Source organism: Pandoraea cepalis (assembly GCF_902459625.1).
GTDB lineage: Bacteria > Pseudomonadota > Gammaproteobacteria > Burkholderiales > Burkholderiaceae > Pandoraea > Pandoraea cepalis.
In genome coordinates, this window is sequence record NZ_CABPRY010000011.1 from 83,789 (window position 1) to 98,314 (window position 14,526).

The following is a 14,526-nucleotide window of genomic DNA, read 5'->3' on the forward strand; positions in this document are numbered from 1 at the left end:
ACGACATACACATGCAAGGAGAGGGTTGATGCAATCGAAGCTTACGCTCAGCGCGGTCGCCGTCGCGGGACTGCTCGCGTTCGGTACGGCCAACGCGCAACAGGCGCAGGAAGTGAAGCTGGGTTTTGCCGCACCGCTCACGGGCGCCCAGGCGCACTACGGCAAAGACATGCAGAACGGCATTCAGCTCGCCGTCGACGAGTACAACGCCACGAAGCCGACCATCGAGGGCAAGCCGGTGAAGTTCGTGTTGCAGTCGGAAGACGATCAGGCCGACCCGCGTCAGGGTTCGCTGGTCGCACAGAAGCTGGTCGACTCGGGCATCAAGGGCATGCTCGGCCACTTCAACTCCGGCACGACGATTCCCGCTTCGCGCATCTACGCGCAAGCCGGGATTCCGGAAATCGCCATGGCGACGGCCCCGGAATACACGAAGCAAGGCTTCAAGACGACGTTCCGCATGATGACCTCGGACATTCAGCAAGGGTCGGTCGTCGGTACGTTCGCCGTCAAGAAGCTGGGTTTCAAGAACATCGCCATCGTTGACGACCGCACGGCCTATGGCCAAGGTCTGGCCGACGAGTTCGAGAAGGCGGCGAAGGCCGCGGGTGGCAAGATTGTTCGCCGCGAATTCGCCAACGACAAGGCCGTGGACTTCCGCGCCATTCTGACCAACCTCAAGCGCGCCAATCCGGACATGGTGTTCTACGGTGGCGCCGACGCGCAAGCCGGCCCGCTCGCCAAACAAATGCGCGAACTGGGCATGAAGAGCACGCTGATGGCCGGTGAAATGGTCAAGTCCGATGCGTTCCTGAAGATCGCCGGCGACGCCGCCAACGGCTCGGTGGTGTCGCTCGCCGGCCTGCCGCTCGACAAGATGCCCGGCGGTGCCGCGTACGAGTCGCGCTACAAGGCCAAGTTCGGCAGCGGCCCGGAAACGTACTCGCCGTACGCCTACGACGGTGCCATGGCCATGATGTCGGCCATGAAGAAGGCCAACTCGACCGATCCGGCAAAGTACCTGCCGACGCTCGCGAAGACCAGCATGCCCGGCGTGACCACGCGTGAGCTGGCGTACGACAAGGCAGGCGATCTGAAGTACGGCTCGATCACGCTGTACAAGGTGGTCGATGGTAAGTGGACCGTGCTGGAAACCGTCGGCGGCAAGTAAGCGCCTGACGATGGGCCGATAGCGCTCAACGACAAGGGCCGGTGAGGATGACTCACCGGCCCTTGTGCTTGGTGCGTGCCGTCGGGGCATTGCGCCGCTCCGGCCCTAGGACGTTACGACGTTATGGCGTTATGGCGTTATGGCGTCAAGGCGCTAAAGCGCAACGTCAGTGCGGCACGTTCGATGGCACGACCCCGTCACCAGACATCCTTTGGCAAACGCTCACGCATCTCCGGCGGCAGCGCATCGCGCGTGAAGACCGGCTCGGCGATGCCCGCACGGCGCTGGGCCTGATAGTCGCGCCACGCGACCAACGCATACTTCATCAACAAGCCGATGGCGACCAGATTGATGAACGCCATCAGCGCAGTGCCGACATCCGCGAAGCTCCACACCAGCGGCAGGCTGGCGACCGATCCGAGCATCACGGCCAGCAACACCAGCGCACGGAAGACATGGAGCAGCCATGGACGTTGCGTCAGGTAGTCCATGTTGACTTCCGCATAGGCATAGTTGCCAAGCACGCTCGAATAAGCGAGGAAGAACACGGTGATGCCCGTGAAGACGACGGCCCAGTTGCCTACGTGAGCGGCCAGGGCACGCTGGGTGAGCACGGCACCTTCAGGCGCGGCACCCGGCATGAACTCGCCTGAGAGCAGGATCATGAACGCCGTGGCCGAACACACGACGACGGTGTCGAAGAACACGCCGAGCATCTGCATCAAGCCTTGCTGCACCGGATGCTGGGTCGTGGCCACGGCGGCGGCATTCGGCGCGCTGCCCATGCCCGCTTCGTTGGAGAAAAGGCCACGCTTCACGCCCATCAACACCGCTTGACTCACGGCATACCCTGCGATGCCGCCGGCGGCCGGTTCAAGCCCGAGCGCGTGACGCATGATCATCGAAATCATGGCGGGGATCTGGTCGAGATTCACAATGCACACATACACGGCGAGCCCGACATAGGCGAGCGCCATGACCGGCACGATCCATTGCGCGAAGCGGGCGACACGCCGCACGCCGCCGTAGATGATGGGCGCGGTCATCAGCACCAGCGCAACGCCGATCCAGATCCGCTCCCAGCCGAACGACGCTTCCAGTGCCTCGGCAATCGAGTGCGACTGCACCGAGTTGAGTGCGAACCCGAAGGTGAAGAGGAGTGCCAGCGCAAAGACAATGCCAAATTTGCGCGAGCCCAGGCCGATCTGGATGTAGTAGGCGGGACCGCCGCGAAACGTGTTGTCATGACGTGGCACCTTGAATATCTGCGCCAGCGTCGATTCGACGAACGCCGACGCCATACCCAGCAGCGCGGTGACCCACATCCAGAAGATGGCGCCCGGCCCGCCGATGGTCAGTGCGACGGCCACCCCGGCGATATTGCCGGTACCCACGCGACTCGCCAATCCCGTGGCGAACGCCTGGAACGGTGAAATGCCCGAGGTGCTCCCCGAGGTGCGCAGCAGACAGATGCTGTGCCAAAGCGCCCGAATCTGAATCCCGCCGAAGCGGATGGTGAAGTAAAGTCCCGCGCCCAGCAAGGCGATCACAAGGGGGTATCCCGACAGCACCCCGCCGACGGTATCGACCAACGGCTTGAGCCAACGCTCCATGTCACATCTCTCCTGTCGCAACCACCTATCGACCCCGAAAAGCCAGGGGGCAAGCGACGAAGAATCTCAAGAATTGCCCCGGTGCGATAGCAGCCGCCAGGACTTTACGTCGATTCCCATACGCAAGTGCGCAACAAGAAAAAAAGCCGCCCGGCAAACGCCGCGCGGCTCAAAGACAAGGCAAGGAGACATCGGGACGTAGGTTAGCCAGTCAATGTGACGATCATGTGACGGTCATGCGCTTGCCTGAAAGCAAGAGCAGGCGACTTCTTTGGCCACAGGATGCCGCGAAACACGAAGCGATATGTCGGCTCAGTGCACGGCGAGCAGCCCGGCGCAAGAAAGCGCGACGGGTGTGACGTGCGAGGCCGGCTCAACGGCCGTAATTAGAAATTCAGCGAGCAATTCTGTGTGTGGGGGTCGCAAAGTGTAAAGCCTCGCGCGCGCGCATCCTCCTTTGATCTGAAGGCACAGATCAACTCACCGTACGTGTTCCCGAATTCGGCGTAGGGTGTACCGCCAACGGTGATCATTTGGCCCCTTTCGTTGACGTTGTAAACGCGCGCCTTGTCGGAATAACCCACTGAGTTACACCACCCTCTCGAGACAATGGTGCAGGACTGCGCGCCGGGAATTGTCCCGAACCATCCGCTCCACCGCCAACTACCTCCTCCGATTTTTTTGTAGCCGTTGCAACCACCCCATGTTTGGGTCCACTTCGCCATGACGAGTGGCTTGTCCTTTTCGACGATTCGCTCGACCTCTTTGTACTCGACCTTTGTGATGTACTCGGTGGTGCGAGCGAGTTGCCATGTCCAGCCGCCACCGGAGTTCTGGCACGAGAGCATTTTGCCGTTACCGTCGCGCCCGATCTCGCCGGGCTGGCACGACGCATCCTGCTGATTGGATCGATCCAGCCGGATAACGCCTGATTCGGATTGAAGTCTGTCCGCTGTTACCTGCCCCGCGTGCTCGATGTCGTTGCGTTGCATTCTCAGGGCGCCACCGACGGTTGCCCCGCGTTGTGCTCTCAGGTCGCCGTGAATGGTTGCGTTGCCCGCCACCGTCGCACCTTGCACCTCGAGGCCCCGCATTGTCAGCATGCCGTCGCCCTCGATGTTCCCCGCCCCAATGATGTCTTGCCGGTTCCGACCCTTGTCGTCGCTCAGATGAAGCGGGCCTTTCACCGTCGCCTTGCCCCCGATCTCAAGCTCGCCCATGCTGAGCTTTCCAACGCCGACAATGTTCTTGATCCCTTTGATACTCTGATGCGTATTGCCGTTCTCGAAGTCCAGATCGCCCGTGATGTTGCGCGATCCGTCGCGCCGAACATTGACGTCGAGACTGTGCGTCAGGTATCCGCCGCGCATGGCAACCAGTCCCGGTTTCCCCAGCGGATTGGGAACGGCGTCCGGAATCGGCTGCATGTTCTCGTCGACGAATCGAAATTCCTGCGGCTTGTCCATCGTGGATGTCCCACCGTAAGCACCCACCGTCTTTGCGACAATGGCAGCGAACGCGTAATCGGGCTCCGAGGAATACGCCCGCTTCGCCGGTTCGGTGAGATAAGTCAGCGAGTTGATTTGGCAATTGGGCGGGTTCTCCCGATCGCATTTCCGGTAAATCCGGATCTCGTAGTCGCCCAGGCCATGCGGCGGCTTGCTGCCCACGCCGGAAATATCGAGCACCTTGATGAGCGCGGCGGCGTTCAGGTTGCCTACGTGCGCGTAACCGAACGACGAAGAAGCGGGCACGTTGGTCAACGTGTGCCCCTTGATCGGAAATGTGTTTCCCGGTGCCGATAACAGCTCCGAGAGCTGCTTGTAATACTTCGCGACGAACGTATCGGCCGCGTTACCGACGATCTTGAGTCCATGCCCAACGCGCTCTGCCCGCTCGATGCGCATCTGCCGCATCTGATTCACGCCCCAAAATGTAATCAACATGCCGACCACCGCAATCGCAATGGCGGCTGAGACGAGAAAGATCCCCGACTGGTTTCTTCGCATTGACGCGCCCTCACTTGAATCGTCTGGCAAACACGCGACAACAGGCGCCGGTGATCGTCAGATCGTTGAAATAGGGCATTGTCAGTGACGTCACTCGCGAGAAGCTTGGGAAATGCCCGTTAACGTCTGATCGGTGACGGCAAATTCCGAAGCGAAAACCCGAAATGAAAAGCCGCGAGACTTTCGTCACGCGGCTTCTTCACATTTCGATTATCGACAAAGCTTCCCTGGCAAATGCCGCACGGCGCAAAGACAAGGCAAGGCAACGCGACATCGAGAGGTTGATGACCGGGCGTATGCCGCGGTCACGTGGAACGGTCGCCTCATCGATATCCTTGCGTGACACACATCAGTGGTGCCAAGGTCCGCCCTCGTTGAGGGCGCCGACGTTCTGCGTCATCGTTGCGCTGAAAAGGTTACGAAACTCCGGCGTGTCACCACGATACCAGGTCGGGCTTTCCATAATGCCGTGCCCGACGTTGTTCTTCCCCCAATCCCAGAAGGTCGTGCTCATGCCCCCTGATCTCCCGCCGTACGAGAAGCAATACAAGGCGCCTCCGGGACGCGCCATGCCGCGCACGACGAACCGGCTCAGGCGGTGGTTGTATTCGAGAATGCCGCCAGCATTCTTCGCCTCCGCGTCCAGCACACAGGCACTCGCAAAACCCACTTCATAGAGAACACTTGCGGCGCTGCGGTTAAGCAGTTTGCTCTTTCCCCAACGCAGGTCGAACTTCGACATCCACCACGACGCGTCACGCTGCGCCTCGGATGTGATCTGGTTCACCACGTCGTCCGGGACATTCTCCCGGGTAATCGTCGGGCTAGACAGCTTCCAGACGCGCCCTCCCCGGCCCTTTCGGTCGGGATCCTCGGCCTGGCACGACATCACCCGGCCCTGGGCATCAACGCCGATCCCCATTCCCGTGCACGAGCCGCCCGAAATGCTGGTGCCCAACTCGACCACACCTTCGGTCGACTTCAGTGCGCCCGATTCCACTCGTTTGGCATTGACGCGGGTTGCGTCCACATTGGTCGCATCCACATTAGTCGCATCGACGGTCTTTGCCCCTACGGTTCGCGCCCCCGTTATGTCGTTCGCATTCAGGCTTAGCGTTGATCCAACTTTCACGCTATCCGCCTCGACGCCCCGCATGCTAAGCGTTCCACTTCCGGTAATGTCACGCGCACCGATGATATTGTTGCCATTGTTCTGGCCGTTGTTCGGCGTGCCCTTGCTGAGATCCAACGTGCCGGCGATACGCGCGGACGACACTTCAAGGCTCGTCATCCGCAAGTTCCCTTTCCCCTCGATATTCCCCGCGCCGACAATGTTGTGATGGGTCGGCCCGTCTTTCCCAGCGCCGTTCTTATCCTCCAGATTAAGATTCCCCGTCATCGACTTGCGTCCATCGAGACTGAGCAAAGTATCCATCGCGCTCGTCTGGTGCCCGCCGCGCACGGCGAGCAGGCCCGGCTGCGCAGTCGGATTCATCACCGTGCGTGCTGACCCATCGCTTTCGATAAAGCGGAATTGGTCGGGCGCATCTTGGAGCGACATGCCGCCCAACGCACCGATTTTTCGCATCGCGGTGGTCGCCGCATCGTAATCGGGGGCGTCCGAATAGGCGCGCTTGATGGGCTGAGTCAGGTACACCAGCGTCTTGATATCGCACTTTTTGTCGACGCAATCTTCATACACACGAATCGCATATTCCCCCATGCCATTCGGCGGTTTGCTTGCCACACCGCGAACGTTCATGACCTTGATCAGGCTCTCCGCCGTCAGATTGCTCACCACTCGCGGCGCGGTTCCCTCCCTCGTGAATTGAACGCCGTCGATGGTGAAGGGCACGTCGTTCTCGAACAGCTTGTTCAGCCGGTCGTGATACGTCACCGCGAAACTCTGCGTCGCGTCACCCATGATCTTCAACGACTCACCGATGCGCTCCGCGCGCTCAACGCGCAACTGCCGCGTGTAATTGACGCCCCAGAATGTAATCAGCATGCCGGTCACCGCCACGGCGATGGCTGCTGAGATCAAAAAGATGCCGGACTGTTTTCTTCGCATTGACATGCCCCTCGAAACGGCTGGCAAACGCGTCGAGTCGTGTATCGGCGGTTGCAACAGCGTTAAAAGGTGACATTCTGAGTGGTGCCACTTTTTTAGGGGGTGGGAATTGGCCGATAAACAAGGTCGCCAGTCGCAGATACGGAAGCCAAGCCGCAAAAAGAAAAAAGCTGCGTGACTTTCGCCACGCAGCTTACGCATCGCCATCCGAAAAATCAGCACTCCACGATATTTACCGCGAGGCCGCCGCGCGCCGTCTCCTTGTATTTCGTCTTCATGTCGGCACCGGTCTCACGCATCGTCTTGATAACGGAGTCGAGCGACACATAGTGCGCACCGTCGCCACGCAACGCCATGCGCGCCGCGTTCACCGCCTTCACCGACGCCATCGCATTGCGCTCGATGCACGGAATCTGCACCAGACCGCCGACCGGATCGCACGTGAGCCCAAGGTTGTGCTCCATGCCGATCTCGGCCGCATTCTCGACTTGCTCGACCGTGCCGCCCTGCACCGCAGCGAGCGCCCCAGCGGCCATCGAGCACGCCACACCGACTTCACCCTGGCACCCCACTTCCGCGCCGGAAATCGACGCGTTGAGCTTGTACAGAATGCCGATGGCCCCGGCCGTGAGCAGGAAGTCGATTACCCCCTGCTCGTTCGCACCGTGTACGAAGCGATCGTAGTAGTGCAGCACCGACGGGATGATGCCGGCAGCGCCATTCGTCGGCGCGGTCACCACACGTCCGCCCGCGGCGTTCTCTTCGTTGACGGCAATCGCGTAAAGATTCACCCAATCCATCACCGACAACGGATCGGACAGTGTGCGCTCGGCGCGTTGCGTTAGCTGACGATACAACTCCGGCGCACGGCGTCGCACATGCAGCGGCCCTGGCAGTTCGCCGTCGGCGTCGTCGTTACCGATGCCGCAACCGCGCGTCACGCACGACTGCATCACATTCCAGATGTTGAGCAACCCGCGACGAATATCCGCTTCCGCCGTGGCCGCGTCGCCGTGATGCCAGACCTTCTCGTTCTCCCACATCAGTTGCGCGATGGTCTTGCCGCTCGCGCGGCACATCTCGAGTAGTTCCTTGCCCGTGCGGAATGGATACGGCAATTGATCGTGCGCGGCGAGCACCTGTGCGTTCGACGCGCCGGCCGTCACGACGAAACCGCCGCCGACCGACAGATAGCGCCCCTCGCGAAGCTTGTTGCCCTCGGCATCGAACGCGTGGAATTTCATGCCGTTCGGATGCTCGGCCATCGCCTCGCGGCGGTAGAACACCATGTGTTCCTTCTCGACGAACGGCACCTCGTACTTGCCGAGAATCGACAGCACCTTCGTCTGACGCAGCGTGGCCAGACGCCCCGCAATCGTCGCCGGATCGACCGTGTCGGGCGCCTCGCCCATGAAACCGAGCAGTACCCCCTTGTCGGTGCCGTGTCCCTTGCCCGTGGCGCCGAGCGAGCCGTACAGCTCGGCGCGCAGCGCTGCGACCTGCGGCAGCAGGCCGTCGCGCTCCAGACCTTGCACGAACATCAGCGCCGCGCGCATCGGCCCCACGGTATGCGAACTCGACGGTCCGATACCCACCTTGAACAAATCGAAAACTGAAACGGCCATGGGGCTGTCCTGAAGTGCTGAAACATTGGGGGGACGTGACGAATGCCACCGGCCCGGCGCATTCGCGCGACATCCATAGTGACAAAAAGGGGCCGGCAATGTGTCTGCCAGCCCCTGTCTGCCAAGCTTTTGCGACGCTTATTCGTAGTCGCTCATCGGCACGCAGGCGCAGAACAGATTCCGGTCGCCGTAGACGTTATCGGCACGTCCCACCGGGGGCCAATACTTGCGCTCGCGCAGCGCCTTCACCGGGTACGCCGCCTGGCTGCGCGCGTAAGCGTGCGGCCATTCGTCCGCCGTCACCACGTCCGCCGTGTGCGGCGCGTGCTTGAGCGGGTTGTCCTCGCGATCGGCGCGACCCTCTTCCACGGCACGGATTTCCTCGCGAATCGCGACCATCGCCTCGATGAAGCGGTCGAGTTCATGCTTCGATTCCGATTCCGTCGGCTCGACCATCAGCGTACCCGGCACCGGGAAACTCATCGTCGGAGCGTGGAAACCGAAGTCCATCAGGCGCTTCGCCACGTCGTCAACCGTGATGCCGCTGGTGTCCTTGAGCGGGCGCAGATCCAGAATGCACTCGTGCGCGATCAACCCGCCGGGGCCGCTATACAGCACCGGATAATGCGGCGCGAGCTTCTTCGCGAGGTAGTTCGCATTCAGGATAGCCGTCTCGGTGGCGGCCGTCAGGCCCTGCGCGCCCATCATGGCGACGTACATCCACGAGATCGGCAGAATCGAGGCGGAACCATACGGCGCGGCCGACACGGCACCGATGCCGTTGGCATCGCGTGAGTAGCCCGTCGAGCGCTGGTTCGGCAGGAACTGCGCCAGATGCGCGCCCACCGCCACCGGACCTACGCCCGGGCCGCCGCCGCCGTGCGGAATACAGAACGTCTTGTGCAGATTCAAGTGCGAGACGTCGCCGCCGAATTCGCCCGGTGCGCACAGGCCGACCATGGCGTTCATGTTGGCGCCGTCGACATACACCTGACCGCCGTTCGCGTGCACGATCTCGCAGATCTGACGCGCACCGGCTTCGAACACGCCGTGTGTGGACGGGTACGTCATCATGATCGCGGCCAGACGATCGCGATGCTGCTCGGCCTTCGCCTGCAGATCGGCCAGATCGACGTTGCCGTTGGCGTCGCAGGCGACCACCACGACCTGCATGCCGGCCATCTGGGCCGACGCCGGGTTCGTGCCGTGCGCCGACGCCGGAATCAGGCAGATGTCGCGATGCGCTTCGCCGCGCGACGCGTGATACGCCTGAATGATGAGCAGACCCGCGTACTCGCCCTGCGAGCCGGCGTTCGGTTGCAGCGAGACGGCGGCGTAGCCGGTCGCGGCCACGAGCATCTGCTCGAGCTGGTCGATCATCGTACGGTAGCCAACGGTCTGTTCCGTCGGTGCGAACGGGTGAATCTGACCGAACTCGGGCCACGTCACCGGCAGCATTTCCGAGGTGGCGTTGAGCTTCATCGTGCACGAACCGAGCGGGATCATCGTTCGGTCGAGCGCCAGATCCTTGTCGGACAGGCTGCGCAGATAGCGCAGCATTTCGTGTTCGGAGTGGTAGCGGTTGAACACTGGGTGCGTGAGATACGCGCTTTGGCGTGCCAGTGCCACCGGGTAGCCGTTCGAGACGGTGGCCTCGATGGCGTCGAAGTCCAGCGAGACGGCGCTCTTGCCGAGGCCCTCGGCCACCACTTCCCACAGGGCGATCACGTCGTCGCGCGTGCTCGTCTCGTCGAGCGAGATGCCGACGGTGTCGGCGTCCTCGCGACGCAAATTGAAACGGCGCGCGGCGGCCACCGTATGCACGGCATCGGCACGACCGGCCACGGGCACCGTCAGCGTGTCGAAGAACGTGGCGTTGCGCGGCGCGGCGCCCAGTGCGGTGAGACCAGCGGCCAGCACGGCCGTCAGACGATGCGTGCGCTCAGCGATGGTGCGCAGCCCCTGCGGGCCATGGTACGCGGCGTACATGCTGGCCATGATGGCGAGCAGCGCCTGCGCGGTACAGATGTTCGACGTCGCCTTTTCGCGGCGGATGTGCTGTTCGCGCGTTTGCAGCGCCAGACGCAGCGCCGGCTTGCCTTGCGCATCGATCGACACGCCGACCAGGCGGCCCGGCATCGAGCGCTTGAGTTCGTCGCGCGTCGCCAGGTACGCGGCGTGCGGGCCACCAAAGCCCATCGGCACGCCAAAGCGCTGGCTGTTGCCAACAGCGACGTCGGCACCCCACTCGCCCGGCGGCGTGAGCAGCGTGAGCGAGAGCAGATCGGCGGCGGCGATCAGCATGCCGCCCTTGGCGTGGATCGCGTCGGCCAGCGCGCGATAGTCGCGCACGTCGCCGCCCACGCCGGGGTATTGCACGAGCACGCCGAACGCATCGACATCGGCCGCGGCGGCCACCGGGCCGACCTGCACTTCGAAGCCCAGCGGCTTGGCGCGCGTTTGCACGACTTCGATGGTTTGCGGCAGCACGTCGTCGGCCACGAAGAACGTGTTCGACTTCGACTTGCCGGTACGCTTGACCAGCGTCATCGCTTCGGCGGCAGCGGTCGCCTCGTCGAGCATCGACGCGTTGGCGATCGCCAGCCCCGTCATGTCGATGATCATCTGCTGATAGTTGAGCAGCGCCTCGAGACGGCCTTGCGAGATTTCCGGTTGATACGGCGTATAGGCCGTGTACCAGGCCGGATTTTCCAGCACGTTGCGCAGGATCACGCCCGGCGTGAACGTATTGGCGTAGCCCTGACCGATGAACGACTTGAACACCTGGTTCTGGCTGGCCAGCGCGCGCAGTTGCGCCAGCGCCTGCGATTCGGTTTGCGCGGCGGCGAACGGGCCGAGCGACTGGGCGAAGCGCGCGCCGTCGCGACGGATCGACGCGGGCACCACGGCGTCGATCAACGCGGCACGCGACGCGTAGCCCAGCTCGGCGAGCATCGCCTGTTGTTCGGGGGTATCCGGGCCGATGTGGCGCGCGGAGAAGTTGTCGCGCTGCTCCAGCTCGGAGAGCGAGCGGCGCGGCGCTTGCAGGTCAGTCAAGGCATTCATGGGTCAGATCTCTCGTTCGATCACGGCAAGTGACGGCGGGGGCGGCAGCCGGGACGGTACCGCGCGAACCGAAGGTCTCGCGGCACCGTCCGGGGCATCAGCCGCCGATTTTCTTGGCGTATTGTTCAGCGCCCAGCAGCTTGTCCAGCTCGGCCGTGTTCGACGGCTTCACACGGAACAGCCAGTTGCCGTAAGCGTCGGTGTTGACCAGGTCGGGCGAGCCGGACACTTCCGTGTTGGTCTCGAGGATCTCGCCGCTTACCGGCGAGTGCACGTCGGCCGCTGCCTTGACCGATTCGATCACGGCCGAGGCTTCGTCCGCCGCCACGGTGCGGCCGGTGTCCGGCAGTTCGACGAACACGATGTCGCCCAGGGATTCCTGCGCGAAATCGGTAATGCCCACGGTCACGGTGCCGTCGGCTTCGAGGCGGGCCCATTCGTCGGACTCGGTGTACTTCAGGTTATCGGGGATATTCGCCATGTTGACGCTCCGGGATTCAGTGTTTGGGGTATTCGGTTATCGGTAATTCGTGTCGCCGCACCGTGGCGCCGATGTTACTCAGGCCACCACGGCCTTGCCGTGACGCACGAACGGTAATTTGACCACACGTGCGGGTAATTGCTTGTCACGAATTTGCACCTGGACGGTCGCGCCGTCCGGCACGCCCTTCGGCAAACGGGCGAACGCGATCGATTGCTGCAGGCTCGGACTGAACGTGCCGCTGGTGATTTCGCCGTCGCCCGCCTCGGTCACCACGACCTGGTGCGCGCGCAACACGCCGCCCTTGCCGTCGAGCACAAGGCCCGCGAAGCGCCACGTCTGGCCGCGCGAGAGCAGCGAATCCTTGCCGACGAACGTGCGGTCGCTCTCTTTCTCGACGGTCCAGCCCAGGCCGGCGTCCAGCGGCGACACGTCGTCGTCCATGTCTTGGCCGTACAGGTTCATGCCGGCTTCCAGACGCAACGTGTCACGCGCGCCCAGCCCGGCCGGACGCACGCCCGCCGCGACCAGTGCATTCCACAGCGCGGCCACGTGATCGGCGTTCACGATCACTTCGAAGCCATCTTCGCCGGTGTAACCCGTGCGCGCGATCATCAACTCGCCGAACGCCGTGTCCTTGGCGAAAGCGGCATTGAACGGCTTGAGCGCTTCGCTCGCGGCCTGGCTGCCCGGCACCGCCTGCCACACCTTGGCGCGGGCGTTCGGCCCCTGGACCGCGACGATCGACAGATCGCGGCGCGGAATGATCGTCAGGCTGTAATCGCCGTGCGCATTGAGCTGGCCGATCCAGGCGAGGTCCTTGTCGGCCGTGCCGGCATTGACCACCACGCGGAACCAGTCTTCGGCGATGAAATAGATGATGAGGTCGTCGATCACGCCGCCGCTCGGGTTGAGCATGCAGGTGTAGAGCGCCTTGCCCGGGGTTTGCAGCTTGTCGACGTTGTTGGCGACGGCGTAGCGCAGAAATTCGCGGCAGCTCGGGCCGTGCAGATCGACCACGCACATGTGCGAGACGTCGAACATGCCGGCGTCGGTGCGCACGGCGTTGTGCTCTTCGATCTGGGAGCCATAGTTCACGGGCATGTCCCAGCCGCCGAAATCGACCATGCGGGCGCCCGCGGCGCGGTGCGTATCGTTGAGCGGAGTGCGTTTGAGTTCGGTCATCGGGGCGTCAAGGCATCAAGGGTCAGGCATGTCGGAATACGGCGCCCGACAATGCAAAAAGGGGTCATCTCGACGACCGGCACTTTCCGCGTCCGGCGCGTGCGTGTGCACGTGCCCGGCGCAATGCCAGTTGGCGAGATGACCCCTCTGTCCTTGGTACCTGAGAGATTGCCCGGTGCGTGCGGCGCGCTGTGCGCCATGCCGCTCGTGCCGGCCCCTTCGGTGGGTCGCCCGCGTGCCACGCACGCTGCAACCGCTCTCCAGAGATCGAAGGCGATGCCTTCGGCGCGGACGGTCCTTGATGCCTGAGAGTTTGTGGGTATTACCCCTTCGGCGGCCCCGGCATGTGCTTCCCGGTGCGCTCTCCCGACCACGCTCGCGCACTTTACGGCGAAAGGCGAAGACTGTCAATTTGATGCGAATTATCTGAGCGCCAATCGGCGTTTAACACCGTCGGACGGGCTTTCCCGGTTCTTCGTCGCGCACGGGGAATTAGACGTATTTTTTGATCGCGCCGAGCGCGTGCGCCGGTCAGCGCGACTCGCCGGGATTCGTGCCCGCCGGACAACCATTCTTGCCCCAGCGTCCGTTACACACGGCCCACACGCAGCGCTGCTTCGGTATCACCTCATACCAGCGATAGCGGTCGCACTGCGCCAGTGCTGCGGCCACGGCACTGGCCGTCGACGGTGCCACTGCCGGTGATGCCACCGATGCCGCCGGTGCCGCGCCCGGCTGGGCTTCGGCGGCGATCGAGCCAATATCGTTGTTGTCGAAATGCGCGGGAAGATCGACATTGGCCGGCGCACGCGCCGTATTGCCGGCCGCCCCTGCCCCTGCGCGGCGGCTGAGCAGTTGCATCATGTCGTCCGGCGCGTTGTTGCGGGTCGGGGGCGATGTGGGCGCCGTGACAGCGGCAGTCAACGCTGCGGTGGCCGCCGAGGCGGTGAGCGGCGCGGGCTGGCTGGCCGAAGCGACGTCGGCCGCCGCACCGGACGCGGCCGCATCGACCGCCGCCAACGCCTGCGCCCGGGCCAGCGCGGCAGATGCCTCGCCTGACGCAGGGTTGGCCACCGCCGCCGCCAACGCGGCCGACGCGACGGCTGGCGGCGCATCGTTACCGGAGTTGAAAGGGGCGACGGTCATTGCGTCGGATGCCTTGGGCACCGGGTCGACGTAGGGGGCGCGCAGATTCCACCAGATGCCGAGCAGCGCGACGGCGGCGAAAACCGCCGTGCCGAACACGAGCGCGCCGGTGACCCAGCCGGAAGATTCGGCATCCGCGAGTCTTGCGCCACACTGCGC

The 14,526-nt window shown here is 63.3% G+C and carries 9 protein-coding genes and 2 riboswitches; of the genes, 1 reads left to right on the forward strand and 8 read right to left on the reverse strand.

Features of this window, described 5'->3' with window-relative positions:
* Positions 1-28 precede the first annotated feature (28 nt).
* The gene (locus PCE31107_RS19385) at positions 29-1,171 is read left to right on the forward strand and encodes a branched-chain amino acid ABC transporter substrate-binding protein (RefSeq protein WP_130027531.1); all 1,143 of its coding nucleotides are present in this window, start codon (positions 29-31) and stop codon (positions 1,169-1,171) included.
* 197 nt (positions 1,172-1,368) lie between these two features.
* Here the strand turns inward: PCE31107_RS19385 and PCE31107_RS19390 are convergent, their stop codons facing one another.
* The 8 genes from PCE31107_RS19390 to PCE31107_RS23445 all read right to left on the reverse strand — a co-directional run bounded on the left by PCE31107_RS19390 (position 1,369) and on the right by PCE31107_RS23445 (position 14,466).
* A complete protein-coding gene (locus tag PCE31107_RS19390) occupies positions 1,369-2,784 on the reverse strand; it encodes an alanine/glycine:cation symporter family protein (RefSeq protein ID WP_150610339.1) in 1,416 nt (471 codons plus the stop codon).
* A gap of 386 nt (positions 2,785-3,170) precedes the next feature.
* Positions 3,171-4,793, reverse strand: coding sequence for a hypothetical protein (locus PCE31107_RS19395; RefSeq protein WP_150610340.1), 1,623 nt, complete (start codon positions 4,791-4,793; stop codon positions 3,171-3,173).
* A gap of 349 nt (positions 4,794-5,142) precedes the next feature.
* Positions 5,143-6,864, reverse strand: a complete 1,722-nt coding sequence (locus tag PCE31107_RS19400) for a hypothetical protein (protein WP_150610341.1) — start codon at positions 6,862-6,864, stop codon at positions 5,143-5,145.
* Positions 6,865-7,079: 215 nt separating this feature from the next.
* Positions 7,080-8,489: an L-serine ammonia-lyase gene (locus tag PCE31107_RS19405; RefSeq protein WP_130027535.1), complete on the reverse strand. Its 1,410-nt coding sequence runs from the start codon at positions 8,487-8,489 to the stop codon at positions 7,080-7,082.
* Between the two features lie 138 nt (positions 8,490-8,627).
* On the reverse strand, positions 8,628-11,555 hold the full coding sequence (gene gcvP, locus PCE31107_RS19410; protein ID WP_150610342.1) for an aminomethyl-transferring glycine dehydrogenase: 2,928 nt from the start codon (positions 11,553-11,555) through the stop codon (positions 8,628-8,630).
* Between the two features lie 97 nt (positions 11,556-11,652).
* A complete protein-coding gene (gcvH, locus tag PCE31107_RS19415; protein ID WP_130027536.1) occupies positions 11,653-12,036 on the reverse strand; it encodes a glycine cleavage system protein GcvH in 384 nt (127 codons plus the stop codon).
* A 78-nt stretch (positions 12,037-12,114) separates the two neighbouring features.
* A complete protein-coding gene (gcvT, locus tag PCE31107_RS19420) occupies positions 12,115-13,221 on the reverse strand; it encodes a glycine cleavage system aminomethyltransferase GcvT (protein ID WP_017233614.1) in 1,107 nt (368 codons plus the stop codon).
* A gap of 137 nt (positions 13,222-13,358) precedes the next feature.
* A riboswitch (glycine riboswitch) is annotated at positions 13,359-13,495 on the reverse strand.
* Between the two features lie 8 nt (positions 13,496-13,503).
* A riboswitch (glycine riboswitch) is annotated at positions 13,504-13,600 on the reverse strand.
* A gap of 152 nt (positions 13,601-13,752) precedes the next feature.
* Entirely contained in the window at positions 13,753-14,466 is a 714-nt protein-coding gene (locus PCE31107_RS23445; protein WP_174966732.1) for a hypothetical protein, read from the reverse strand.
* Between the last annotated feature and the right edge of the window lie 60 nt (positions 14,467-14,526).